The sequence below is a fragment of the Paraburkholderia sp. SECH4 genome (assembly GCF_030511745.1).
Lineage (GTDB): Bacteria > Pseudomonadota > Gammaproteobacteria > Burkholderiales > Burkholderiaceae > Paraburkholderia > Paraburkholderia madseniana.
This window is the reverse complement of sequence record NZ_JALOCP010000001.1, coordinates 423695-447531: the sequence shown is the minus strand read 5'-3', so window position 1 is coordinate 447531 and position 23837 is coordinate 423695. Positions and strand designations below refer to the sequence as shown.

23 protein-coding genes and 1 tRNA gene are annotated in these 23837 nt (G+C 62.7%); 11 read left to right on the top strand and 13 right to left on the bottom strand.

Annotation, left to right across the window (positions count from 1 at the left end):
- Positions 1-71: 71 nt before the first annotated feature.
- Positions 72-875: an inositol monophosphatase family protein gene (locus M0D67_RS01920; protein ID WP_154565115.1), complete on the bottom strand. Its 804-nt coding sequence runs from the start codon at positions 873-875 to the stop codon at positions 72-74.
- A 67-nt stretch (positions 876-942) separates the two neighbouring features.
- On the opposite strand from M0D67_RS01920, the gene M0D67_RS01915 reads away from it, so the two are divergent.
- The 3 genes from M0D67_RS01915 to cysE all read left to right on the top strand — a co-directional run bounded on the left by M0D67_RS01915 (position 943) and on the right by cysE (position 3090).
- Complete coding sequence (locus M0D67_RS01915) at positions 943-1095, top strand: hypothetical protein (RefSeq protein WP_154565113.1); 153 nt, start codon at positions 943-945, stop codon at positions 1093-1095.
- A gap of 145 nt (positions 1096-1240) precedes the next feature.
- Positions 1241-2077: an RNA methyltransferase gene (locus M0D67_RS01910; protein ID WP_168435889.1), complete on the top strand. Its 837-nt coding sequence runs from the start codon at positions 1241-1243 to the stop codon at positions 2075-2077.
- Between the two features lie 182 nt (positions 2078-2259).
- The gene (gene cysE, locus M0D67_RS01905; protein ID WP_171925487.1) at positions 2260-3090 is read left to right on the top strand and encodes a serine O-acetyltransferase; all 831 of its coding nucleotides are present in this window, start codon (positions 2260-2262) and stop codon (positions 3088-3090) included.
- Here cysE and M0D67_RS01900 read toward each other — a convergent pair whose 3' ends face one another.
- The 4 genes from M0D67_RS01900 to M0D67_RS01885 form a co-directional block, all read right to left on the bottom strand.
- Positions 3091-3888 carry a UDP-2,3-diacylglucosamine diphosphatase gene (locus M0D67_RS01900; protein ID WP_154565109.1) on the bottom strand — a complete coding sequence of 266 codons (798 nt, stop codon included), beginning with the start codon at positions 3886-3888 and terminating at the stop codon, positions 3091-3093.
- 47 nt (positions 3889-3935) lie between these two features.
- Positions 3936-4430 (bottom strand): peptidylprolyl isomerase, encoded by a 495-nt coding sequence (locus M0D67_RS01895; protein WP_054041841.1) that lies wholly within the window; start codon positions 4428-4430, stop codon positions 3936-3938.
- Between the two features lie 139 nt (positions 4431-4569).
- Complete coding sequence (locus M0D67_RS01890; protein ID WP_097389655.1) at positions 4570-5151, bottom strand: peptidylprolyl isomerase; 582 nt, start codon at positions 5149-5151, stop codon at positions 4570-4572.
- A 49-nt stretch (positions 5152-5200) separates the two neighbouring features.
- Positions 5201-5932 carry a tetratricopeptide repeat protein gene (locus M0D67_RS01885; RefSeq protein ID WP_154565107.1) on the bottom strand — a complete coding sequence of 244 codons (732 nt, stop codon included), beginning with the start codon at positions 5930-5932 and terminating at the stop codon, positions 5201-5203.
- Positions 5933-6189: 257 nt separating this feature from the next.
- On the opposite strand from M0D67_RS01885, the gene cysS reads away from it, so the two are divergent.
- The 6 genes from cysS to M0D67_RS01855 all read left to right on the top strand — a co-directional run bounded on the left by cysS (position 6190) and on the right by M0D67_RS01855 (position 13280).
- Positions 6190-7587, top strand: coding sequence for a cysteine--tRNA ligase (gene cysS, locus M0D67_RS01880; protein WP_154565105.1), 1398 nt, complete (start codon positions 6190-6192; stop codon positions 7585-7587).
- Positions 7588-7634: 47 nt separating this feature from the next.
- On the top strand, positions 7635-8711 hold the full coding sequence (locus M0D67_RS01875) for a DNA-3-methyladenine glycosylase (protein ID WP_154565103.1): 1077 nt from the start codon (positions 7635-7637) through the stop codon (positions 8709-8711).
- Positions 8712-8835: 124 nt separating this feature from the next.
- Positions 8836-9807: an acetyl-CoA carboxylase carboxyltransferase subunit alpha gene (locus M0D67_RS01870; protein ID WP_007181378.1), complete on the top strand. Its 972-nt coding sequence runs from the start codon at positions 8836-8838 to the stop codon at positions 9805-9807.
- Between the two features lie 48 nt (positions 9808-9855).
- Complete coding sequence (gene tilS / locus M0D67_RS01865; protein WP_168435888.1) at positions 9856-11352, top strand: tRNA lysidine(34) synthetase TilS; 1497 nt, start codon at positions 9856-9858, stop codon at positions 11350-11352.
- Positions 11353-11727: 375 nt separating this feature from the next.
- A complete protein-coding gene (locus M0D67_RS01860) occupies positions 11728-12978 on the top strand; it encodes an aspartate kinase (protein ID WP_154565101.1) in 1251 nt (416 codons plus the stop codon).
- 208 nt (positions 12979-13186) lie between these two features.
- A tRNA-Ser gene (locus M0D67_RS01855) sits at positions 13187-13280 on the top strand.
- 220 nt (positions 13281-13500) lie between these two features.
- Here the strand turns inward: M0D67_RS01855 and M0D67_RS01850 are convergent.
- Positions 13501-14049 carry a TolC family protein gene (locus M0D67_RS01850; RefSeq protein ID WP_154565099.1) on the bottom strand — a complete coding sequence of 183 codons (549 nt, stop codon included), beginning with the start codon at positions 14047-14049 and terminating at the stop codon, positions 13501-13503.
- Positions 14050-14064: 15 nt separating this feature from the next.
- On the opposite strand from M0D67_RS01850, the gene M0D67_RS01845 reads away from it, so the two are divergent.
- Positions 14065-14559: an IclR family transcriptional regulator C-terminal domain-containing protein gene (locus M0D67_RS01845; RefSeq protein WP_166618270.1), complete on the top strand. Its 495-nt coding sequence runs from the start codon at positions 14065-14067 to the stop codon at positions 14557-14559.
- Between the two features lie 84 nt (positions 14560-14643).
- Here M0D67_RS01845 and M0D67_RS01840 read toward each other — a convergent pair whose 3' ends face one another.
- The 6 genes from M0D67_RS01840 to M0D67_RS01815 all read right to left on the bottom strand — a co-directional run bounded on the left by M0D67_RS01840 (position 14644) and on the right by M0D67_RS01815 (position 21747).
- Complete coding sequence (locus M0D67_RS01840; RefSeq protein ID WP_154565095.1) at positions 14644-15480, bottom strand: Nramp family divalent metal transporter; 837 nt, start codon at positions 15478-15480, stop codon at positions 14644-14646.
- Between the two features lie 92 nt (positions 15481-15572).
- Positions 15573-16736, bottom strand: coding sequence for a porin (locus M0D67_RS01835; protein ID WP_266237024.1), 1164 nt, complete (start codon positions 16734-16736; stop codon positions 15573-15575).
- Entirely contained in the window at positions 16733-18076 is a 1344-nt protein-coding gene (locus M0D67_RS01830; RefSeq protein ID WP_154565093.1) for an MFS transporter, read from the bottom strand. Before M0D67_RS01830 ends, M0D67_RS01835 begins: the two co-directional genes overlap by 4 nt.
- A gap of 196 nt (positions 18077-18272) precedes the next feature.
- Entirely contained in the window at positions 18273-19265 is a 993-nt protein-coding gene (locus tag M0D67_RS01825) for an amidohydrolase family protein (protein WP_154565091.1), read from the bottom strand.
- Positions 19266-19298: 33 nt separating this feature from the next.
- Positions 19299-20228, bottom strand: coding sequence for an MBL fold metallo-hydrolase (locus tag M0D67_RS01820; RefSeq protein ID WP_154565089.1), 930 nt, complete (start codon positions 20226-20228; stop codon positions 19299-19301).
- Positions 20229-20298: 70 nt separating this feature from the next.
- Positions 20299-21747 (bottom strand): aldehyde dehydrogenase, encoded by a 1449-nt coding sequence (locus M0D67_RS01815; protein ID WP_216674136.1) that lies wholly within the window; start codon positions 21745-21747, stop codon positions 20299-20301.
- A 213-nt stretch (positions 21748-21960) separates the two neighbouring features.
- Between M0D67_RS01815 and M0D67_RS01810 the strand changes: the two genes are divergently transcribed.
- The gene (locus M0D67_RS01810) at positions 21961-22746 is read left to right on the top strand and encodes a coniferyl-alcohol dehydrogenase (protein ID WP_154567383.1); all 786 of its coding nucleotides are present in this window, start codon (positions 21961-21963) and stop codon (positions 22744-22746) included.
- Here the strand turns inward: M0D67_RS01810 and M0D67_RS01805 are convergent.
- Positions 22725-23711 (bottom strand): AraC family transcriptional regulator, encoded by a 987-nt coding sequence (locus M0D67_RS01805; RefSeq protein ID WP_154567382.1) that lies wholly within the window; start codon positions 23709-23711, stop codon positions 22725-22727. The two genes, M0D67_RS01810 and M0D67_RS01805, sit on opposite strands and share 22 nt — an antisense overlap.
- Positions 23712-23837: the final 126 nt, after the last annotated feature.

The window sequence follows — 23837 nt, the reverse complement described above, 5'->3', positions numbered from 1 at the left end:
TTTAGGTATTACCGATGCTGTATTACCGATGCCGGCACCGAGCCGGCCAGTCCAGACCTGAGACCTGAACCTTAAGCCGATTGCTGGCGCGTGCGGCTGTAGCGCGACAGGATCGGGATCATCTGCGCGTAGACCTTCGGATTGCCCGCGACGATTTCGCCGACGTGCAGGAAGTCCGAGTCGCCCGTGTAATTGCCGACCAGACCGCCGGCTTCCGTGATCAGCAGGCTGCCTGCGGCGACGTCCCACGGATTCAGGCCTTGCTCGAAGAAGCCGTCCATACGGCCCGCGGCAACATTCGCCAGATCGAGCGCGGCGGCGCCCGGGCGGCGCAGGCCGGCACAGGCTTCGGTCATTTCAGCGAACTGGCGGCCGTACGCTTCGAGGCCGTCCTTTTCGCGGAACGGGAAGCCGGTGCCGATCAGGCCGTCAGCCAGGCGGTCGCGCTTGGCGACGCGGATGCGGCGGTCGTTCAGGAACGCGCCGCGGCCGCGCGAGGCGGTGAACAGGTCGTTGCGGGTCGGATCGTAGACCACCGACTGCGTCACGATGCCCTTGTGCGCAAGTGCGATCGACACGCAGTAGTACGGGAAGCCGTGGATGAAATTGGTGGTGCCGTCGAGCGGATCGATGATCCACTGATATTCGGAGTCGTTGTCCGACTTGCCGGATTCTTCGGCGAGGATGGCGTGATCGGGGTAGGCTGTCTTGAGCGTATCGATGATCGCTGCTTCAGACGCTTTGTCGACCTCCGTGACGAAATCGTTGTGCTGTTTCTTGCTGACCTGGAGCAGATCGAGGTCGAGCGACGCGCGGTTGATGATCTGGGCTGCGCGGCGCGCGGCCTTCACAGCAATATTGAGCATGGGATGCATGAGACTGGATCCTTGTGCCGGGGCAGCACGGCTGCTTACCGGTAAATGAGCGCGGGATGAGCGCTAATTGAGCGCCATCAAAGGGCGCGGAAACAGCACGGAACGCACGTCCGGTAAAGGACCGGGTGCGCATTCCGCCGACGGAGACGAATTGGATAAGAACGAGGCGCCGGACCTTTCACAGGAGAAAACCTGGCGCGAATATTGGTATTTTACCTGAGTCGGGGCGCCGCGGCAGCGCTTGCTGCCCCGGCATGGCGTGCGACGGGCCAGTTGCGCGGCTTTAGCGCGGCGGACACGCGCAATTCGGAGCCGATGCACTGTTGGCGCTACCATACGCGTTCTTTAGCTTGCCGAGTTTCATCGTGGACCACACCCACCATTCTTCCGATCCCGCCGTGGCGGACCTGCGCGGCGGTTTTACGTCGACGCGCTTTGTGCTCGTCGAGCCCAGCCATCCCGGCAACGTCGGCGCCGCGGCGCGCGCGCTGAAAACCATGGGTTTCTCGCGCCTCGTGCTGGTGTCGCCACGTGTGCCGCACGTGCAAAGCGATCCGGAAGCCATCGCCATGGCGAGCGGCGCTGACGACGTGCTGGCGTCCGCGCACGTCGTACCGACGCTTGCCGATGCGTTGAGCGGCGTGCATTGGTCGATTGCACTGACCGCCCGGCTGCGCGAATACGGGCCGCCGCAATGGACGCCGCGTGCCGCGGCGGGCGCCGCGCGCGAGCAGGCAATACATGGCGAGATCGCGCTGGTGTTCGGCAACGAGCGCACGGGCCTGTCGAACGAGGATGTCGAGCGCTGCAGCGCGCTCGCGCATATTCCGGCCAATCCCGCCTACAGTTCGCTCAATCTTGCGCAGGCCGTGCAGGTGTTGGCGTATGAATTGCGCACGGCGTATCTGTCCGCGGGCGAGGCAACGGCTGCAGCATCCGCGGTGGCTCAAGCGGTCGCCGGGCAGGGCGAGCCGGTCGGCACGCGGGCGGCAAGCGACGAAATCGAAAGCATGTACGCGCATCTGGAAAGCGCGCTGGTCGCGCTCGAGTTTCTCGATCCGGCCAATCCGAAGAAATTGATGTCCCGCTTGCGGCGCCTGTTCGCGCGTTCCGGTCTGGAGCGCGAGGAAGTGAATATCGTGCGCGGCATCGCCAAGCATATTCTGCTGAAGACCAAACCGCCGGGCGACGACGCGTCCTAAGGGCTGCGTGCCCATCAATCTACGACCTTGCCGGCAGCGTGGGCTTCCGGCAGGTTTCGCGCAATCGCCCTACAATCGCTCGAACCGTTCTAAGCAAAGCTGCCGATCTGCTATGCGGCAAGCATCCGCCGTGCGTGGTGTTTCACGCAGGCGGTCTTTTTCCCCACAACCTAGTCCCTGCCATGTTCACGAGACTCCGCGAAGACATCGCCACGATCCGCGAGCGCGATCCCGCCGCCCGCAGCGCCTGGGAAGTCATCACGTGTTATCCGGGTCTGCACGCGCTCGTGCTGCACCGGCTCGCGCACGCATGCTGGCAGGCTAAACGCCGCTGGCTCGCGCGTTTCATCTCGCAGATGGCGCGTTTCATGACCGGCATCGAAATCCATCCGGGCGCTACGCTGGGCCGCCGTGTGTTCATCGATCACGGCATGGGCGTCGTGATTGGCGAGACGGCGCAAGTCGGCGACGACTGCACGATCTATCAGGGCGTGACGCTTGGCGGCACGTCGCTCACGCGGGGGGCGAAACGGCATCCCACGCTTGAACGCGGGGTGATCGTCGGTGCCGGGGCGAAGGTGCTTGGCGGTTTTACGATCGGCGCGGACGCGAAGATCGGCTCGAATGCAGTGGTCACGAAGCCTGTGCCGGCGCGTGGCACGGCGGTGGGTAATCCGGCGCGGATCATTGTCCCGGCAGCCGCCGCCGTGGTAGCCACGGCGAGCGCATCGGCAAATGGCGCAGCGCGTGAGTCGAAGGCAGTGTCGGAAAAGAGCGCATTCTGCGCCTACGGCATCACGCCGAATGCGGACGATCCGGTATCGCTGGCGATTCACGGTCTGATCGACCACGCTGCCACGCAATCGAAGCGTATCGACGAAATCGTCGACGCGCTGGAGCGGCTGGGAACCAGTCTGGAAGGCTTGCAAGGCGCCGACGCGGCGCTGCTCGATCTGCGGCGCCTGTCGGCCGCGATTGCAGGAAAGGTGGAAGGCGCGGTGGCGGAGCGCTAGTCAGTTCAGCGGCAACGCCCGAATCCCTTCCGCATCGATCCGCAGATAACCGCCACGGCGCTCGCCGTGATCGAGATCCCAATCCGGCAACACCCAGCGCGTGCCGCCCGGCTCGCGATGCCGCGCCGGACGATGCGTATGCCCATGAATGATCGTGGCCGTTTTCGACGACTTGAATAACGCAGCGACGGCTTTCGGCGTCACGTCATACTTTGGCGAAACCGGACGCGAACGGCCTTGCTCGCTTTTCGAGCGCATGTTTTCCGCAAGCGCCTGACGCCAGCGAAACGGCCACGCGAGAAACAGCATCTGCGCGAAACGGATGCGCGCAAAGCGCCGGAAAAATTGATAGCCGCGATCCGCGGTGCAGAGGCCGTCACCGTGCGCGAGCACGATCCGCGTGCCGAACGCGGTGATCACGAACGGATCGGGCAACCAGATCGCGCCGGCCGCTTTCATGAAGCGCTTGCCGAGCAGAAAATCGCGATTGCCGTGCATGATGTAGAGCGCGATACCGCGTTCCGACAGCGTATGCAGCAACGCCGCCATCCGCGCGACGAACGGCTCGACGAGCATGTCGTCGCCGATCCAGTACTCGAACAGATCGCCGAGAATGAAAACCGAATCCGCCTGCTCGGCCGTGACGCGGACGAAGTGTTCGAACGCGGCGACCGTGTGCGGAATCGCCTCGCTCAGATGAATATCGGAGAGGAGAAAAAACGGGCGTGCGGCGTGCGGGCGTTTGCCCTCGCCAGGCACGCCCGCGGCGACGCTTCGCAGCGGTGTTTCTTGCAGCATTGAAGGTGCCTGATGTCAGTTCAAACGCGTTGGCCCTTATCGGACGCTTAGTCGACGATCACTGCTTTTTCGATCACGACGTCGTCGGCCGGCACGTCCTGATGGAAGCCCTTCGAACCCGTCTTGACCTTCTTGATCTTCTCGACGATGTCCATGCCGTCGACCACCTTGCCGAACACCGCATAGCCCCAGCCCTGCGGCGTCGGCGACGAGTGGTTCAGGAAGTCGTTGTCGTTCACGTTGATGAAGAATTGCGCGGTTGCCGAGTGCGGGTCGTTCGTGCGAGCCATCGCGATCGAGCCGTTGACATTCTTCAGGCCGTTGTTCGCTTCGTTGGTGATCGGCTCAGCCGTCGGCTTCTGCTTCATGCCGGGTTCGAAACCGCCGCCCTGAATCATGAAGCCGTCGATCACGCGGTGGAACACCGTGTTGTCGTAGTGACCGGCCTTCACGTAGTTGAGGAAGTTCTCAACCGACTTCGGCGCCTTTTCAGCGTCCAGTTCGAGTTTGATGACGCCGTGGTTTGTATGCAGTTCAACCATGATGGAATCCTTTGATGAACGGGGTGGGTAAAAGGCGCGGCCGTTCGTCATGAAGTGAGATGACGACGGGCCGCGCCGGGGGCGTAGATTGGGTTGATTTCCTGTGCAGCGTGCCTGGTGCTGCTTCCTGCTCTATTGCTTACTTGCCGACCACCGTGGCCGATTCGATCACGATCGGTTTTTGCGGCACGTCGCTCATCGGGCCGCGTGTGGTGGTGGCCGTGCCTTCGATCTTCTTCACGACGTCCATGCCGCTCGTGACCTTGCCGAACACCGCGTAGCCGTTGCCGTCCGGATTCGGATAGTCGAGGCCGGCGTTATCCACCGTGTTGATGAAGAACTGCGCCGTGGCCGAATTCGGATCGCTGGTGCGCGCCATGGCGAGCGTGCCGGCGGCGTTCTTCAGACCGTTGCGGCTTTCGAGCGGAATCGGCGCGCGCGTGGGCTTCTCAGCGAAGCTCTGCGTATAACCGCCGCCCTGAATCATGAAGCCGCGAATCACGCGATGGAAAATCGTGCCGCTGTACTGGCCGGACTTCACGTAGTCGAGGAAGTTGGCGACCGTTTTCGGCGCCTTCTCAGGATACAACTCGACGCGGATGTCGCCTTCCGTGGTCTTGAAGAGGACGGACGGGTGCGCGGCCTGCGAACCGGACTGGGCAAAGGCGGGGGCGTTTGCGATCAGGGCGGCGCTGCCGAGCGCCAACATCAACCATTTCATGAAGATCCTCAGGGTTGGAAAAAACGTGTTGCCGAAAACGGTGACGGTGTTACTGCGACGGCGCCATGTAGGGCGGCATGGCGAGCGAGCCATTTGCGCCGCCGTACTGGAAGCTCGGTGTTTGTGTCATGTCCGCGGTGGGGCGCGCGGCGCTGGCCTCGGCAGGCGCCGCGGCTTTTTTCGCCGGCGCGCTGCCCTTGGGCGGCGAAACGATCTTCTGGATGTCGGCGAGGCGCTGCGTGGTCGTGGCGCTTGCTTTGCCGAGGCCCTGGGCGCGACGGTAGGCTTCGTTCGCCATGCGCAGATACAGATCGCCGAGATTCTCGTACGCGAGACCGTAGCCAGGATTCACCTTGGTCGCGGTTTCGAGCGCGGCGCGTGCCTCGGCATAACGGCCGTGCTTCGCATAGAGCGCGGCCAGGTTGTTATACGGTTCGGGCAGTTCCGGATACAGCTGCGTGAGTTCGGTGAACGCGGTGATGGCTTCGTCGTCGCGATTCAGGTGGGCGAGCACGGTGGCGCGCTTGAACCTGGCTTGCGCGTCGTGCGGATTCGAGGCGATGCGCGCGTCGAGCTGGGTGAGCGAGGCTTCCCAGTTCTTCTGCGCAATCGACGCGTCGATTTCCGGCGTGTTGTCACGCACGGCGGGGCCCTGCGGCATGGTCGCGGCGCCTTTCTGCGCGTACGCGGCAGCACCCGGCAAGACCGTGAGGGCGACGGCGCAGAATGCCGTCGCGGCGAGGGTCGCAGCGCTGCGCGCGCGGCCGCTGGAAGGTTTCATAGGCTCGGGTCTGGATGTTATACTCCGACCCATTCTAACAAAAGGTCTGCGCGTTCCGTCGAACCGCAAACTGTCTTTTCGCCACTCGTGGTCGTCTCCGCCTTGAACGCAGCCTGACCGCCGCACCAGGTGCACCGGTTTGCTGCTGTGCGTGTTGCAGTACACAGAACGCACCCGCCGTCTTCTCGCGGGGCGCCTCATGCACGAAACAGCACGAAACACATTGCGGATTTCTTTCGGCCCACGCACCGTTCTCTATGGAATCACTGCGCATCTACAACACGCTCGCGCGTGACAAGCAAACTTTCGTGCCGCTGCAGGATGGCGTCGTGCGGATGTACGTCTGCGGGATGACCGTGTACGACTATTGTCACGTCGGTCATGCACGGGTGATGGTCGTGTTCGACATCGTGCAGCGGTGGTTGCGCACGCTCGGCTACGACGTCACCTACGTGCGCAACATCACGGATATCGACGACAAGATCATCCGGCGCGCAGTGGAGAACGGCGAAACGATCAAATCGTTGACCGATCGCTTCATCAAAGCCTTGCATGAAGATGCGGATGCGCTCGGTATCGAGCGGCCCGATCTGGAACCACGCGCCACCGATTTCATCCCGCAGATGCTCGGCATGATCGAGAAGCTCGAGGTGAACGGTTACGCCTATCAGGCGGCCGACGGCGACGTGAACTATGCGGTGCGCAAGTTCGCGGGCTACGGCAAGCTGTCGGGCAAGTCGCTCGAAGATCTGCGCGCCGGCGAACGCGTCGCCGCGAACGAGTCGAAGCAGGACCCGCTCGACTTCGTGCTGTGGAAACAGGCGAAGCCGGACGAACCGGCCGACACTGGCTGGGAGTCGAAGTACGGGCGCGGCCGCCCCGGCTGGCATATCGAATGCTCGGCAATGGGCTGCACGTTGCTCGGCGAGCATTTCGACATTCACGGCGGCGGTCAGGACCTGCAGTTTCCGCACCACGAGAACGAGATTGCGCAAAGCGAAGCTGCGACCGGACAAACCTTCGTCAATTACTGGATGCACAACGGCTACGTACAGATCGACAATGAGAAGATGTCGAAGTCGTTGAACAACTTCTTTACGATTCGCGAAGTATTGGCGCAGTACGATGCCGAGGTCGTGCGTTTTTTCATCGCGCGCGCACACTATCGCTCGCCGTTGAATTACAGCGACGTGCATATCGACGACGCCCGCAGTGCGCTGACGCGTTTGTACACCGCGCTGAAAGACGTCACGCCGGACGGTGCGGAACTCGACTGGAACGAAGCGCATGCGCAGCGTTTCCAGGCAGCAATGAACGACGACTTCAACACGCCGGTTGCAGTGTCGGTGTTGTTCGAGTTGGCAACTGAAGTGAACCGCACGCGCGATCCCGCGCTGGCCCGTCAATTGCGCTCGCTGAGCGCTGTGATCGGCTTGCTCGGCCGGGAGCCGCGTGCATACCTGCAGCGGGCTGCGGGCGCCGCCGCGGAAGGCGCGCTCGACGCCGCCGCGATCGAAGCGAAGATCGCCGCGCGCGTGGCCGCCAAGCAGGCGAAAGACTATGCAGCAGCAGACCGGATCCGGGCAGAATTGCTCGAGGCCGGCGTTGCACTTGAAGACAAACCCGGCGGGTTGACCGAGTGGCGGCGCGTGTGAGCGCACCTCGTACTTCCCTCTGATCGACTCGCCAGGCAGGAGGCAGGATGGCAACGGCCACGAAGACGCCGGCTAAACGAGCCACGTCTCAAACAAACGCGGCAACCGCGGTAAAGTCGACACGAACGTCGGCTCGCGCGGGCGGCAGCGCGGTAAAGAATGCATCATCGAAAGCCGCCGGGGTGGCGGCGAAGGCAGGCGCGCGTGCCGCGGCGGGTGCAGCAGCAACGGCAACGACCGGGGCGGCGAAGAAGACCACCGTCAAGCGCGCGCTGAACGGCTCGTCGGCGCACGCGCCTGTTTCGACGCGTGCCAAAACCTCGCGTGCAAAAAGCAATGGCGCGTTGCCTGCCGAACTCGCAGGCGACGTGCGAGAATTCGCGCGAGATACTCACGAAGGCGAAGTCGTTCGCAAGACGCGCGCGTCATCGAGTGCGGGCGGGGAAGCCGCGGATGTTGCTGAACTCGCGGTGCCGGCGCAGATCGGCGGCCTCACGCCTGAAGTCACCCGTCCGGCGTATTGGGACAAGGCGTGCGCGGACCTCGTCAAGCGCGACCGTATCCTGAAGAAACTGATCCCGAAGTTCGGCCCGGTGCATCTGCTAAGCCGTGGCGATCCGTTCGTCACGCTCGCGCGTTCGGTGGTCGGGCAGCAGATTTCGGTAGCGTCCGCGCAGGCGGTCTGGGCGAAAGTCGAGGCGGCGTGTCCGAAGCTCGTGCCGCAGCAGTTCATCAAGCTCGGTCAGGACAAGCTGACCGCGTGCGGGTTGTCCAGGCGCAAGGCCGAATACGTCCTCGATCTCGCGCAGCACTTCGTGTCGGGCGCGTTGCACGTCGGCAAGTGGACCTCGATGGACGACGAGGCGGTGATCGCCGAACTCACGCAGATCCGCGGCATTGGCCGCTGGACCGCGGAAATGTTCCTGATCTTCAATCTGTCGCGCCCGGACGTGCTGCCGCTTGACGATCTCGGCCTGATCCGCGCGATCAGCGTCAATTACTTCAGCGGCGAACCGGTTACGCGCAGTGAAGCGCGTGAGGTCGCGGCAAACTGGGAGCCGTGGCGCACTGTCGCCACCTGGTATATGTGGCGTAGTCTCGATCCGTTGCCGGTCGACTACTAAAGCAAAAGAAGCGATGCCGTTTGAAAAGCTATCAATTGTTAAAAATCGATAGTTGAGAAATGGTTTTGACATCGGCGAGCGCGGTTAGAATACGCGCTGCCGGTAAGTCCAAGGATTACAACCAATGAAGACCACCTTTCTGGATTTCGAACAGCCGATCGCTGAACTCGAAGCGAAGATCGAAGAATTGCGCTTCGTGCAGGACGATTCGGCCGTCGATATTTCGGAAGAGATCGAGCGGCTGTCCAAGAAGAGTCAACAGCTCACCAAAGATCTGTACGCGAACCTCACCCCGTGGCAGGTTTCGCAAATCGCCCGTCACCCCCAACGCCCGTACACGTTCGATTACGTGAACGAGCTGTTCACCGATTTCCACGAGCTGCACGGCGACCGCAACTATGCGGACGACCTGTCGATCGTCGGCGGCCTCGCGCGTTTCAACGGCCAGGCGTGCATGGTGATCGGCCATCAGAAGGGTCGTGATACGAAGGAGCGCGCGCTGCGCAACTTCGGCATGCCGCGTCCGGAAGGCTATCGCAAGGCCGAACGCCTGATGCGTCTCGCCGAGAAGTTCGGCTTGCCGATCTTCACGTTCATCGACACGCCGGGCGCCTATCCGGGCATCGGCGCGGAAGAGCGCGGCCAGTCGGAAGCGATCGGTCGCAATCTGTACGTGATGGCTGAACTCAAGACGCCGCTGATCGCCACGATCATCGGTGAAGGCGGTTCGGGCGGCGCGCTTGCGATTGCCGTCGGCGACAGCGTGCTGATGCTGCAGTTCTCGACCTATTCGGTGATTTCGCCGGAAGGGTGCGCGTCGATCCTGTGGAAGAGCGCAGCGAAAGCGCCGGAAGCCGCGGAAGCGCTCGGCCTGACCGCGCATCGTCTCAAGGCGCTCGGCCTGATCGACAAGATCGTCAACGAGCCGCTCGGTGGCGCGCATCGCGATCCGAAGGGCATGGCCGCGATGCTGCGCCGTGCACTCGCCGACTCGCTGCGCCAGTTCCAGGGCATGAGCATCAACGACCTGCGTCAACGCCGTTTCGAACGGTTGATGTCGTACGGCAAGTTCAAGGAAACGACGCCGGGTGCGTAAGCCCGCGCGCGTTCTCTTTCGTCCTTCAGCGCGTAACGCGCTAGCGACGTGACTCCCACCGCCGAATCGCCCGCCGACCGCCTCGTTCTCGAGGCGGTCGGCGTTGCGCTGTCCGCGTTGCCTGCGAATGCGCGCATTGCGGTGGCGTTCAGCGGTGGCGTCGATTCGAGTGTGCTGCTGGATGCGGTGGTGCGTGTCGCGGGGGCGTCGCGTTGTGTCGCGCTGCATGTGCATCATGGACTCAGCGCGCATGCCGACGAGTGGCTCGCGCATTGCGAAGCATTTGCGCAGGAACGTGGCGTTGAATTCGCGGCACAGCGTGTCGAGGTGCCGCGTGACGCGGGTGTGAGTGTCGAGGCCGCGGCGCGCGATGCGCGTTACCGTGCGCTGGACGCAATGTGCGCAGCACGCGCCGTTCCCACGCTATGGCTCGCGCAACATGCGGATGACCAGGCGGAGACGGTGCTATTGCAATTGCTGCGCGGCGCGGGCCTCGCGGGACTTGCGGCGATGGCGCCCGAGTACTTGCCGGCAGGCGCCTCCTCGGTGCGCGTGAGGCCTTTGCTGCATCTGCTGCGAGCGCAACTCGAGCAGTATGCGAGCGCCCGGAATCTGCGCTGGATCGACGACGAATCGAACGCGGACACCCGTTACGCGCGCAACGCATTGCGTCACGAGGTGACACCGGCGCTGGCCGTCCACTTTCCTGGTTTTCGCGACGCACTCGCGCGCACCGCCGCGCATGCGGCATCGGCGCAGCGTCTGCTCGACGATCTCGCGCGCATCGATCTGGACGAAGCCGTGCGCGATGATGGCCGCGCGCTATCGCATGATGTGCTGCTCGCCCTCGACGACGATCGCGCGCTCAACCTGCTGCGCTACTGGATGCGCACACTGGGTCTGGCTGCTGCATCGACCGCGCGTCTGACCGACGTTTTGCGGCAGTTGCGCGAAGTCGGGGAAGCCGGCGAGGGCCATAGCCTGCGTATCGATCATGCAGGGCAAGCGTTGCGCAGTTATCGCGGCTTGATCTACTGGGAAGCGGGCGATAGCAGTGAGCCCGCCGATGAAACCGCGCTCGCTGAGCGCGCAGTGAGCGAACTCGCATGGCAGGGTGAAGCGATCTGGCGTTTGCCGCAATGGCGGGGCACCTTTGTGTTTGTCGCAGTCGCTGTCGCCGCCGCTTCTGATGTCGATTCCGCTGCCGATGGCGATGCCTCCGGCATTGTCGATGGAGCGTCAGACGATCACGATACGCTTCCCGTCAGCGTTCTGCGCCGGGCATTGCTAAGCGCGCGTTCGCGCAGTGGCGGCGAACGGATGCGTACGAGCGCTGCACCAGGCAGCCCGAGCCGCACGCTGAAGAACCTGTTCCAGGAGCGCGGCATTCCGGCATGGAAGCGTGACGTGCCGCTGCTTTACGTAGGCGGCGACCTGCTGTTCGTGCCCTTGCTCGGCCTGAACCGCACAGCGTTGCCCGAGCAGGTCGATGCGGCCGAGCCGCGTGTCAGGATCATCTGGCGCGACGACCTGCTGATCGCCTGACCGACCAGTCGGACAGGCGGGTTATCTATCCGGTGAATCTCCGGAATAGGGCGCAAAACCGCGCCGGATACGCCTTTTCAGCCGGTAATATGGATCATTCGACGGCCATTTCGGCTTGTCTTTTTGCGCTCGATCGGGTAATTTAACTTGTTTGCCCGACCCGATTTCGCCGTCGCTTTTGCGGTTTCCGTGCGTGATCCGTCGTTTCCGGTAAGCCACTAGCGATCATTCCCGGGCAAATCCGCGCGTGTTACACGCGCGCTGCATCTACGCCGCCACACACTTTGCCGTCGTTCACAAGACGTTGCGCTCCTGTGCTTTTGTGCGGTCGTCTCCAGCGCGCCAGCGCGTTTTCTCCTCCAGTTCAGAACGACAATGGCACTCATCGTACATAAATACGGCGGCACCTCGATGGGCTCGGTCGAGCGCATCAAGAACGTCGCCAAGCGCGTCGCGAAATGGCATAAGGCCGGCCACAAGATGGTCGTCGTGCCGTCGGCAATGTCCGGCGAAACCAACCGCTTGCTCGGTCTCGCGAAAGAAATCACGAGCCAGCCGAGCCCGCGCGAACTCGACATGATTGCCGCTACCGGCGAGCAGGTCAGCTCGGGACTGCTGGCCATCGCGCTGCAGGAAGCCGGCGTCGACGCGGTCAGCTATGCCGGCTGGCAAGTGCCGGTCAAAACGGATAGCGCGTTCACGAAAGCGCGCATCAGCGAAATCGACGGCGAGCGCGTGCTGCGCGATCTCGAAGCGGGCAAAGTAGTGGTGATCACCGGCTTCCAGGGTATCGACCCTGACGGCCACATCACCACGCTCGGCCGCGGCGGTTCGGATACGTCGGCTGTTGCAGTCGCTGCCGCATTGAAGGCCGACGAGTGCCTGATTTACACGGACGTCGACGGCGTCTACACGACCGACCCGCGCGTGGTGGAAGAAGCACGCCGCCTCGATCGCGTGACGTTTGAAGAAATGCTGGAAATGGCAAGCCTGGGTTCCAAGGTGCTGCAGATCCGCTCGGTGGAATTCGCCGGCAAATATCAGGTGAAGACGCGTGTGCTGTCGAGCCTGACCGATCCGCTGATCCCGCTCGACACTGAAATGAAGTCGGGCACCCTGATTACTTTTGAAGAAGACGAGACCATGGAAAAAGCAGTCATCTCAGGCATCGCGTTTCAGCGCGACGAAGCTCGTATCGCCGTGATGGGTGTGCCCGACAAGCCGGGCATCGCGTATCAGATTCTCGGCCCGGTGGCGGACGCGAATATCGACGTCGACATGATCATCCAGAACCAGAGCGTCGAAGGCAAAACGGCCTTTACGTTCACGGTCGGCCGCGGCGATTATCAGCGCGCCATGGACATCCTCACCGGCCAGGTGAAGGGCCATGTGCAGGCTGAGCAGGTGCTGGGCGATCCGAAGGTGTCGAAGGTATCGGTGGTCGGCGTCGGCATGCGTTCGCACGTGGGTATCGCGAGCACGATGTTCCGCACGTTGTCGGAAGAGGGCATCAACATCCAGATGATCTCGACCTCCGAAATCAAGATTTCGGTGCTGATCGACGAGAAGTACATGGAGCTCGCCGTGCGCGCGCTGCATAAGGCGTTCGAACTGGATCAAGCGTAATTTGCTGTGCGGGGTGGGGTGTACAAGAGCACCTCATCTCTGAATGTGTGCGGTACGCCCGGCTAATGTGACGCAAGTTAATGTCAATTAATTGCGTCGTCAGTGACAAAGCTGGCACAAAAAATGTGCGGCAGACATTGACCTTCGCGGTTCGGCCCGCTATTATCTTGGCTTCGTTGCGCTGACTCCCTGCGCAACCGAAAGTTTGGGAGACGTGGCCGAGAGGTCGAAGGCACTCCCCTGCTAAGGGAGCATCTGGGCCAAAACCTGGATCGAGGGTTCGAATCCCTCCGTCTCCGCCAAAAGCGGTGACAAGGCCCCGTAAGTTCAACGACTTACGGGGCTTTTTCTTTTTCAGCCCATCAGCTAGCCCATCACGGATTTCCTGGTAAGTCCGTCTCCCATGGCAGACCCATCCCTGTTCTGGTCGGGAAAATTAGAGCAGCAATCGTGCGATACCCCTCGGTCGATCAAGGAAAGGCGAGCTGTTGCATCGGTGATGTGACGCAACAGCGTGATTCGTCAGCGCGCGGCGAGCGGGGTGTCGCCCGCACCTTCCCAACCACCGCCAAGCGCCTTGTACAGACGTATTGCGTTCAGCGATACGTCCGCATCGCTGCGTATCCATTCGAGCTTTGCCGCGAGCAGGGTTCGCTGCGCTGCGAGCGCATCGAGCCGGGTGTCGGCGCCGGCCTGGTAGCGCGACGTCGAGAGCTGCAAGGCATGGTCGCTTTGCGCAACGTTCGCCGCGAGACTCGTGCGCCGCTGCTGCTCCGTCGAGAGCGCGGAGAGCGTGTTGTCGATCTCGTTCCAAGCGCCAAGCACCGTACGCTGATACGCGAGCGCGGCCTCCTGCTGCTGTGCCTCACGCAGCTTCAGTTGGGCACGCAGTCGTCCGCCTTCGAAGACCGGCAGGCTGAGCGTCGGGCCGATCGCGAAGGCGGGTGATCTACCCGTTCCACGATCCAGCGCATCGTGAAGGCGCTGGCTGACGAGGAGCTCGTGCGCACCGGGCGCGCTGATGGCGTGCGGCTCGGGCCGGCGTTCCTGCGGCTTGTCGGCAAACCGCATACCGACGTGGTAGCCGTGGCGGCCCCGCACCTGCAGTCGCTGAGCGACGATATTGGTGAAACGGTGGCGCTCGGCCGGATCAGCGGCCGCGAGCTGGCGTTCATTCACGTGGTGGTAGCCGAGCAGGAACTGCGTGTGGTGCCGCGTGTCGGGGCGAACCTGCCGCTCGCGACCACGGCGGGCGGGAGGGCGTTACTGGCGCTCGGTGCGGACGAGGAGGCGTTGATGCTGCTTCAACTGCCAGACGCCAAGGGGACGGACAGCGGCGAACTACTGAAGGAACTGAAGCGTGTGAGGCGCATCGGCTATGCGGTCGACGACAACGAAACGACGCCCGGTGTTGTGTCCCTTGCTGTCGGCGTTGATACCATCCTCGGGCGCTTTGCGGTATCCGTTCCGGCTCCGGCAGTCCGTGTCGCGGCAGCCGGACGACCACGAATCGTGGAGAGGTTGCTGGCGTGCCGGGATGTCTTGCTGGGTGAGATAGGGCGCAATCGCCCCGATGAATGAAATGAGGTGGAAATGACGGATATGAACACAGTCTTTGCGGCCGCACCCCAACGAGGTGCGGGAGCACAAGCCTGGCGTGACACACTACCGGGCCTTGCCGGTCCTTACTGGGTCAAGGTGGCCAATTCGCCGGTGCAACTGGTACATGTGAGCTATAACGACTATCTTGGCCGGTGGCAGGTTGAATCGTTCGGCGACAGCATTGCACTTAACCTGGATCCTGTATTCAAGTGAGCCCTGTGGCACGGGCCGTTGTCTGGCCCCGACGATGCCGACCGCAGGGTTGAGCGCGCCGTGATCGGCGAAGCGCGAAGGCAAGGAGTGCCGCCAGACGGACGACCAGTTCACCGGCATGATCGTCAGTTCGGCCAGGTATGCCATCCCTATGACGCCAACGAAACCGGCGATCACGAGTTCTAGCGGGCGGAATCCGCGCTTTTCGAGTTGCAGGAGGGCATAGGTCGCGATGATCGTGATCACCATCCCGTCGAACAGCGTTATGTGCAGAAGCAGAGATATGCCGATGGCGCCACCGAGTACCTCGGCGAGATCCGTGGCCATGGCGGCCGCTTCGCAGAACAACCACAGGGCAATGGCGTAGCGGCGCGGCAGCGCATCGCGACAGATCTCGGCAAGATTGCGTCCTGTGGCGATTCCGAGCCTGGCTGACATGGACTGGAACAGCATTGCAACGATACTGGCAAGGAGGACGACCCACAGGAGGGTGTCGCCGTATCGTGCGCCTGCCTGCAGGTTGGTGATGATGTTGCCTGGGTCCAGGTAGGCCACGGAGGCGATGACGGCAGGCCCCGAGGCGGCGAGGAGGGTGCGCAGACCTCGCCCCCCGCTGCCCGTGAGGGTGTGCTGCCCGTTCAGGCACGCCTGGGTAAGGTCTGGATCGGCGACGGTCGTTCTGTTCATGGGGTCATGCGTGATGGTCGTGTGTCGGTGCGCAGCGGCCCGCGGACTGCGGGCTGGCTCTAGCGCCTGGCGGGGCGCATGGCCCCGGGTGGCTAGAAAGTGGTCGCCATTCCGATTCGCGCCAGGATCTGTGAACCGGTGCTGGAGGGTGCGAGCAATCCGTTGATCCACGCCGTTGCCGGACCGTTGCCGCCGATCGCGCGCTGGTAGATGCCCTCCGCGTAAAGGGTTGTCCGCTTCGACAGCCAGTACATCACCGATGCTGTGACTTCATGGGCCTTGTTGCTGGAGAGTTCGGCGTTTCCCTTCATGTATTGGTAATTCCCACCGAGTGACCATTCCGGGGTGATACGCCAGTTTGCCCCGAGCTGTATCGCATTGATCTCCGCACCCGTGAGGGTGTTTCGGGTATTGGTGTAGAGGACATTGGCGAGGACTTTGCCGATGTCGTACTTGGTGCCGACTCCCCAGTTGCGAATCCCCTCATGGCCGTTATCCATTTGCGGGTATTTGACGTCGGTGTAGGCCGCGGCGATGCCGAACCCGCCACGCTTATACTCCAGCGCTGCACTGACCGTGTTATCGGTCGATACGGCGCCGGCTACGTTGCCGAAGCCGTACATCAGGCCAAATGAAAATCCGCCATAGTCGATAGACCGGTACCTGACGGAGTTGGACACGCGCGACGATCCGCCGACGCGATCGAAATCCCATGATCCGGTCGCGTTGCTGGGGATCTTCAGCGCCTGAAACGGGCCGTCGCGAAAATTGTAGAAACCGCCTGTATAGAGCGACGCGTCGTACTCGAGCAATTGGTCCTTCATGAAGTCATACTGGGTACCGAACGTCAATCGTCCGAGCGTGCCGCTGTCGAGGCCAACGTAGGCTGTCCTGTTGAAGAGCCCGTCTGCGTCAGGAATGGTCGAGCCGTTGGCGAGTGAAAACTGGTTCACGAGTTCGAACACGGCTTTGGTTCCACCACCAAGATCTTCCTGCCCGAGGAAGCCCAGCATGTTGGGATAATAGTTGCCGTCGTCGAAGAAGAACTTGTTCTTTCCGCCTGAATTGTTCACGTACGTGATGCCGGCATCCATCATGCCGAAGATGGTCATGCTGCCCTGTGCCGATGCCTGGTCGCATGCGAGCAGCGCGGTGCAGATGAGTAGCGTTCGCTTGAACATGTTTGTCTCCTGGATATCGCTTGTTTTTGTTTGATCGGTGCTGGCCAGGGGCTTCGTCCCCTGGCCTTGATTCAATGCGCGGCAAATTCGGCGCGATCCGTTGCATGCACGGTGTTGAGGCGTCCCATCATCAGCATCACCAGTGCTGCACCGAGCACAGGAGCTGCGATCACGATGAAGGTCTGGGCGACCGGGAACCCGGCGGCGACGAGAGCTCCGACCACGACCGGACCGGATGCGCCACCGAAACGTCCGGCCGCGAGTCCCCAGCCCACACCGGTCGAGCGGATCGCGGTCGGATAGGCGATCGTCGCGATCGCGATCAGACCCGAGGTGGCGCCGCCCACGAACAGGCCGGTCAGACCCGAGCACAGCGCGACCGAAGCAGTGTGCGGCGCGCAGATGCCGGTCAAGGCCAGCGCGATCGCGCCGACGGTGTAGATCAGTGCAAGGAAGCGATAGGTGCCGAGCCGTTCCATCACAGCGCCGGCTATCGCAACGCCTATGGTTCCGCCCACGTTGTTCCAGCCAATCACCGTCGCTGCGTCTGCCACCGGCATGGCAGCGCTGCGCAGCAGCGTGCTGGTCCAGGCCAGGGTCGCGATCAAGGCGAGGAAGTTGAGGAAGAAGGCGAGCCAGAGCAATGCGGTGAACGGCGCGCGGCCGTCCATGAAGAGATGTTTGACCGGCAGCCCCTTTTCCTGATGCTCGTGCGTGGCGTAACGCACCGCGTCTCCGAACGAACGCGACGGAGCGAGCCGCCTGATGATGCGCTCGATGCGCTGCTGCGGCGCGTTGGACAGGATCAGCAGCCGCACCGATTCGGGAACGAAGAGCAGCACCAGGATCGCGGCGACGATGGGCACGATGCCGCTCAGGTAGAACATCGACTTCCAGCCGTACTGAGGAATCACGACGCTTGCCGCGAAGCCGGCAATGACGCCGCCGGCCGGCATCGCGGCCCAGAGCAGCGAAGCTACCCGTCCGCGGTAGCGCTGCGACACGTATTCGGTTGCGAGGCTCACGAGGCATGGCGCCGCGCCACCGAGTCCGATGCCGGTCACGACGCGCAATGTGAGCAGCGCCGCGAAGCCGGGTGCGGCAACGGTGCCGAGCGAGGCCAGCCCGAACAGCCAGGCACACGCAACCAGTACGGTCTTGCGGCCGATCCGATCTGCGAGCGGACCGAGCAGCAGCGCGCCCATCATGAAGCCGAATTCGGAGCCGGCGAAGAGCGGGCCGAGCTGGGCCGGCGTGAGTTTCAGATCGACGGCCATGAGGGGCGCGCTCAGACCCATGACCTGGACGTTGGCGCCGTCCATCAGGGCGATCAGGAAGCAGATGGCGAAGATGCTGGCCTGGAACAGGCCGAAGGGCCGCTCGTCAATGAGATCGTCTACCAGTACGGTATTCATGTTTGTCTCCTATGTGTCTGGGTCGGCTATCGGTGCCGCTTTTTTCTGCTGTGCGAATGGCGCGCCGAGGGACGTCATTCGTACGGTGTCGGGCTGCCGCGGGCGCGACAAACCCTCCGCTACGCCAGGAGCGATCCAGGCGCCGCGGATACGTCAACTTCAAGGAACGACGGATATGGCTTAAGAACGCAACGCGTCAGCTCGCCGGGCGCGCGGCGAAATGCGGAAACAGGCGCAGTGCGTTATTGCGCGCGATCGCCTCGTGCTCGTCTGCATCGATGCCTTCGAGGCGGCGGAAGCTGTCAATATTCCGTGCCACGTTGGCGGCCGGCTGGAACGGGAAATCCGTGCCGACGAGGATCTGCGAGATCGGCGCGAGCGTGCGCAGCACGTCGAAACCCGGCTGATTCGCGGACATCGCGAGGTCGTAATACAGACCCTTGAATTCGGCAATCACTTCTTCCGATGCCTTGGGCTGCGGTTTCATCACGGGCATGGGTGACAGCAGTGCGATCCGGTGTGCGATCGCAGGCAGGACGCCGCCCGCGTGCGGCAGGATCAGCTTGATGTCGGGGCAGCGCTTGAAGGTGTTCGAGAACACCAGGTCGATCACCGTACGTGCCGTGTCGCACGGGAATTCGAAGAGCGGCGCAGGTCGTCCCAGGCCGACCGCCGAGAAGCAGGCCGGCGCGGTCGGATGCAGGAAGATGGTGGCCTTTCGTTCGTTGAGCCGGTCGAAGATCGGCGCGAGCGACGGGTCGCCGAGATATTTGCCGTCGCTATTGGTTTCGATGACGATGCCGTCGAGATCGAGCTCGTCGAAGGCGTAGTCGATCTCGGCCAGCGATTCGGCGACGTACGGCAGCGGCAAGGTCATGAAGCCGCCAAAGCTGCCGGGATGATCGCGCCGCAACTGCGCGATATCTTCGTTGATGGTGCGCGCGAGACGCACGCGCGCTTCCCGCGTGGGCAGGAAACTGACGCTCGGCGAGGACACCGACAGCATCATGGTATCGATGCCGTTTTCCGCCATCACTGCGGTGGCTTTTTCCGGCGTCCATTCGGGAACCGGATAACCGCCGTCGAGCGTGGCGAGGCCGGCTGCGTCGAGCGCCTTGCGGTAGGCGGGCGGCAGGCAGTGGGCGTGTACGTCGATCAGGCCGCAGGTGCAACGGTAGGGTGTGTTCATGATGCGATGACCGTAATGTGGATGAGGGTGCGCTCAGGCGCGTTCGAGCTGGATTGGCGAGGGCAACCAGTCGTAGCCACCGCCGTTGCGCCGCAGATGGCCGCGTCCCGGGAAAGGAAAGTGATACGACAGCACCTGGTATTCACTCTTCTCGATCCAGTCGAGGACCTTCACGCGGGTCGCCGCGGCGGCTGAACTGTCGTAGTCGAACAGGAATGCCCAGTCGGGGCGTTGCAGCAGCAGCACCTGGTGATGGCACAGATCGCCCCAGCAAACGAGCGTCTGGCCTTCGCTGGAAATTTCATAGATCGTATGGCCGGGGCTGTGGCCCGGCGTGGCATGCGCGCGGATGCCCGGCACGATTTCCTGGCCATCCTCAATGAAGCTGATTACATCGCGGTAGGGCGCGAGGTTCTTGTGCGCGCCGTAGAAGTGATCCTTCATGTGGTCGGACATCGACGGTCGGATATTGTCGAGATTGGTCCAGTAGTCGACGTCGGCACGGCTCACCACGATGCGCGCGTTCGGAAACAGCTTGCGGTCGTCGTCATCGACGAGTCCCCAGCAATGGTCCGGGTGCGTATGGGTGAGCGCCACTATGTCGATTGCCTCGGGTTCGATGCCGGCGGCGCGCATGTTGGCGATCACCTGGCCGGTCAGCGGTCCGAAGGTCTTGACGCCGAGATCGGCATTGATGCCGACGCCGGTGTCGAACAGGATCAGTTGTTCGCCGGTGTTGACGAGCAGGACGTTCTGATCGAGCGCAATCGATTCGGTGGGCAGGAAGGCACGGATCAGCAGATCGTCGAGTTCCTCGACGTCGGCCTCCGGAAACGTGGTGCGTGGCGGCCCGAGATGCAGGAGACCATCGGTGACGACCGTGCATTCGAAGGCGCCGTGATCGAAGCGGGTCCATCCCGCCTGCAGCGCGTGCGCCCGTGCGTCGGTTGCGTGAATACTCATGTTTATCTCCTTGCTTGATTTTTGTATCGGGCGAACGCTTGATGGCGCTCGCCCGCTGGCGATTCGCTGATCAGATCGGGAAGTGCGGTGCATCGGATGCCACCGTTATCCAGCGCAGCTCGGTGAACTCCGCGATCCCGGCCTTGCCGCCAAAGCGGCCGTAACCACTGCGGCCGGTGCCGCCAAACGGCATCTGCGGTTCGTCGCTGACGGTCGCGCCGTTGATGTGGCAGATACCCGAGCGGATGCGCTTCGTGACTGAGAACGCGCGCTCGATGTTCTGGCTGAAGACGGCGGCGGACAGGCCGAATTCCGTGTCGTTGGCTAGCGTCACCGCGTGGTCGTCGTGGTCGGCGTGCAGCACGCAGACGATCGGGCCGAAGGTCTCTTCACGGTAGATATGCATGTCCGCGGTGACGCCGTCGAGCACCGTTGCCGGCATAAACACGCCTTCGGCCTTGCCGCCCGCCACCAGGGCGGCACCCTTGCTCAGTGCATCGTCGATCAGTTCGTTGATGCGCGCGCCGGCCGCGGCGCTGGCCAGTGCGCCGAGCGGCGCGTCGCTCACGCGCGGATCACCGACGGCGATGCTATTGGCCTTGTCGCCAAGGCGTCGCACAAACGCGGCGGCGATGCCGGGCGTAACGACAATCCGCTCGGTCGACATGCAGATCTGCCCTTGATTGAAGAACGCACCGAATGCCGCGGCTTGAACGGCGCGTTCCAGGTCGGCATCGTCGAGCACGATCAGCGGGGACTTCCCGCCCAGTTCGAGCAGGACCGGCTTGAGCACACGCGCGGCCTGCTCGGCGATCAACTGGCCGACGCGGGTGGAACCCGTGAAGTTGATGCGCCGCACGGCCGGATGCTCGATCAGCGCGCCGACCACTTCACGTGCTGCGGCGGGTGCATGGGTGATCAGGTTGACCACGCCATTGCCGAGGCCGGCCTCGACCAGCACCTCGGCGATTTTCGCGTGGGTTGCCGGGCACAGTTCTGAGGCCTTCAGTACCACCGTGTTGCCGCAGGCGAGCGGCATCGCGATGGCTCGCGTGCCGAGCACGATCGGTGCGTTCCACGGCGCGATGCCGAGCACCACGCCGGCGGGCTGGCGCACCGCGAACGACAGGCGGCCTTCATCGGAGGGAATGACTTCGCCGCTGATCTGGGTAGTCATGCTCGCGGCTTCACGCAGGATCGCGGCCGCGGCGAACACGTTGTGCTCGGCCCAGACGCGCGTCGCGCCGGTTTCCGCCTGCATGATCTCGACGAATTGGCCTTCCTGCTGTTCCATCAGGTCTGCGGCACGCAAGAGCCTGGCGCGACGCTCGGACGGGCCGGTCTGGGACCATTGGGCAAAGGCGGCTTCTGCCGCATCCGCGGCAAGCCGGGCGCCTTCTGCGCAGGCTGCGGATGCTTCCGTGACGGCCTGATTCGATTGCGGGTTGATGCGCGCGAATGTGGCGCCGGACGCGGCCGGCTGCGCACGTCCCCCAATGAGCAACTGGACAGATCTCAAGTTAAATGTCTCCATTGGAAATACACTGTGGCGCCGAATGTACGGGAACGGCAGCGAGATCTCTTGCCTGACAGTGCAATTTCGCCAGGGAGATTTGCTGCCGGGCCAACACTGCACTTTCAGGCAAGACGTAAGCGTTGTTCTGCGAATAGAGTTGGGCCATCCGGTGCCGCAGAGTTGGTGCCAGGGAGACAACTCAAGGAGATGACGAGCATGTCGTTGCAAGGTAAAACCATAGTGATAACTGGGGCAGCTTCGGGAATTGGCGCAGCGTGCGCCGCAGAAGCGAAGTCGTTGGGTGCGAAAGTGATCGCGGTCGATCGCAACGAACCGACGGCAGGTTTGTGTGATCAGTTCATCCGCGCCGATCTCTCGCGCGCGGATTCGATCGATGCGGTCGCGGGAGAAATTCAGGGCGGCGTGGACGCACTGTGCAATATCGCGGGTCTGCCGCCGACCAGGGGCGGCGCGCTGGTGTTGCAGGTGAATTTCGTCGGCCTGCGTCGTTTGACGCTGTCGCTGCTGCCGAAGCTCAACGACGGCGCGTCGATCGTCAATCTGGGCTCACTGGCCGGTTTCGGCTGGGCCGAGCAGGTCGACCAGGTGCGCGCCTTGCTCGACGTCGACAGCCTCGACGATGTCGCGACGTTCTGCACGCAGCACGGGGTCGACGATGCGCGCGCATATTTCCTGTCGAAGGAAGCCTTGATCACGTGGACGCTGCAGAGGCGCTGGCAGTGGCGCGCGCGTGGGATCCGCATGAATGCCGTCAGCCCCGGGCCGGTGGAAACGCCGATTCACCAGGATTTCCTGCAGACACTCGGCGAGCGTGCCGAGGAGGATATGCGGCTCCTGGAGCGCGCGGGACAAGCGGAGGATATTGCTCCTCTCGTGGTGTTTCTTTGCGGCGAGGGGAGTCGCTGGATACGCGGGGTGAACATCCCGTGCGACGGCGGGATGGCGGCACATATCCTGTGTCAGCAGGCGGGTATCGACTGAGCCACGCTCGCCCTGTAGTCGCGGGGCGTGATGCCGAACGTTTCCTTGAAGGTTCGGCTGAAATGGCCGGGGCTGACGAAGCCCCACTTCATCGCAAGCTCGGTGATCGAGCACTGTTGCAGCGATGGATTGCTGAAGGCACGACAGACGTTCGTGAGTCGCAGTTGCAGAATGTAGCGCCCGAGCGTGTTGTCCGCGGTATCGAATACCGTGTGCAGATAACGTTTCGAACAGTGCAGGTCGTGTGCGATCCGGTCAACGGTGAGTTCCGGATCGGACAGGTTCTGTTCGATGTATTCCACGATGCGAGCCCGTAGCATCCTCGGGTGCAGGTTCCTTCTCGTTTCGGCAATCTGGTCCTGCAGGGCAACCTTGATCTGGCTTGCCAGTTCCCATTCAATTGACGGGGCGGTTTCGACCGCGTCACATCCCGCCGAGATTTCGAGTTCGTCCAGGCGATCAACGATGTACTGTCGAAGTTGACGGCCTGCGCCGCTAAGGGAAGTCAGGGGCTGCACGAGCGCACAACGCTCGGCGAGCGTGAGGCGAACGAGTTCCTTCGGAATGGTTGCGATGGCCACGTGAATGGAATGTGGCGCGCTCATCAGATACGGTCTCGCCGTATCGTAGATGGCCCACTGTCCGGGGGACAGTCTCGCCCTCAACCCATCCTGCTCAAAGTCAGAGTGACCCTCAAGCTGGAGGGTGATCTTGTAGTGGCTGGCGTGAATACTGCTGCTTCGCGGCGCGTTTTCTACCTGATGTCCTTGCGCGGCAAGTCGGCATAACTGGATCTGTCCAATACGTGCGTAACCGATCCTGCCGGTAAAGGGTTCGCCGCTGGCGGTACGGCGACGCTGTTTATCGAAGCATTCGCTGAAGCGCTCACTAATTGTGCGAGCCCATTCGGCTGCCTGCCCTTCGGGTGGGATCGTCGCCGTGGAGACGGTAACGAAGTGCGTCATTCTATATTTCTCTAATTGTGCTAATCGGACAATCACATACTGTCAATTATTATCAAAATACGGGTTTTTTGTATCGGTGTTTACCGGTATGATTCCTTTGTCAATAGTTAAAGCAAATGAAACAGT

Coding starts and splice junctions, on each gene's coding strand:
- M0D67_RS01920 (WP_154565115.1), bottom strand. CDS start 875: ATGCATCCCATGCTCAATATTGCTGTGAAGGCCGCGCGCCGCGCAGCC.
- cysE (WP_171925487.1), top strand. CDS start 2,260: ATGTTCACGAGACTCCGCGAAGACATCGCCACGATCCGCGAGCGCGAT.
- M0D67_RS01900 (WP_154565109.1), bottom strand. CDS start 3,888: ATGCTGCAAGAAACACCGCTGCGAAGCGTCGCCGCGGGCGTGCCTGGC.
- M0D67_RS01895 (WP_054041841.1), bottom strand. CDS start 4,430: ATGGTTGAACTGCATACAAACCACGGCGTCATCAAACTCGAACTGGAC.
- M0D67_RS01890 (WP_097389655.1), bottom strand. CDS start 5,151: ATGAAATGGTTGATGTTGGCGCTCGGCAGCGCCGCCCTGATCGCAAAC.
- M0D67_RS01885 (WP_154565107.1), bottom strand. CDS start 5,932: ATGAAACCTTCCAGCGGCCGCGCGCGCAGCGCTGCGACCCTCGCCGCG.
- cysS (WP_154565105.1), top strand. CDS start 6,190: ATGGAATCACTGCGCATCTACAACACGCTCGCGCGTGACAAGCAAACT.
- M0D67_RS01875 (WP_154565103.1), top strand. CDS start 7,635: ATGGCAACGGCCACGAAGACGCCGGCTAAACGAGCCACGTCTCAAACA.
- M0D67_RS01870 (WP_007181378.1), top strand. CDS start 8,836: ATGAAGACCACCTTTCTGGATTTCGAACAGCCGATCGCTGAACTCGAA.
- M0D67_RS01860 (WP_154565101.1), top strand. CDS start 11,728: ATGGCACTCATCGTACATAAATACGGCGGCACCTCGATGGGCTCGGTC.
- M0D67_RS01850 (WP_154565099.1), bottom strand. CDS start 14,049: ATGCGGTTTGCCGACAAGCCGCAGGAACGCCGGCCCGAGCCGCACGCC.
- M0D67_RS01840 (WP_154565095.1), bottom strand. CDS start 15,480: ATGAACAGAACGACCGTCGCCGATCCAGACCTTACCCAGGCGTGCCTG.
- M0D67_RS01830 (WP_154565093.1), bottom strand. CDS start 18,076: ATGAATACCGTACTGGTAGACGATCTCATTGACGAGCGGCCCTTCGGC.
- M0D67_RS01825 (WP_154565091.1), bottom strand. CDS start 19,265: ATGAACACACCCTACCGTTGCACCTGCGGCCTGATCGACGTACACGCC.
- M0D67_RS01820 (WP_154565089.1), bottom strand. CDS start 20,228: ATGAGTATTCACGCAACCGACGCACGGGCGCACGCGCTGCAGGCGGGA.
- M0D67_RS01810 (WP_154567383.1), top strand. CDS start 21,961: ATGTCGTTGCAAGGTAAAACCATAGTGATAACTGGGGCAGCTTCGGGA.
- M0D67_RS01805 (WP_154567382.1), bottom strand. CDS start 23,711: ATGACGCACTTCGTTACCGTCTCCACGGCGACGATCCCACCCGAAGGG.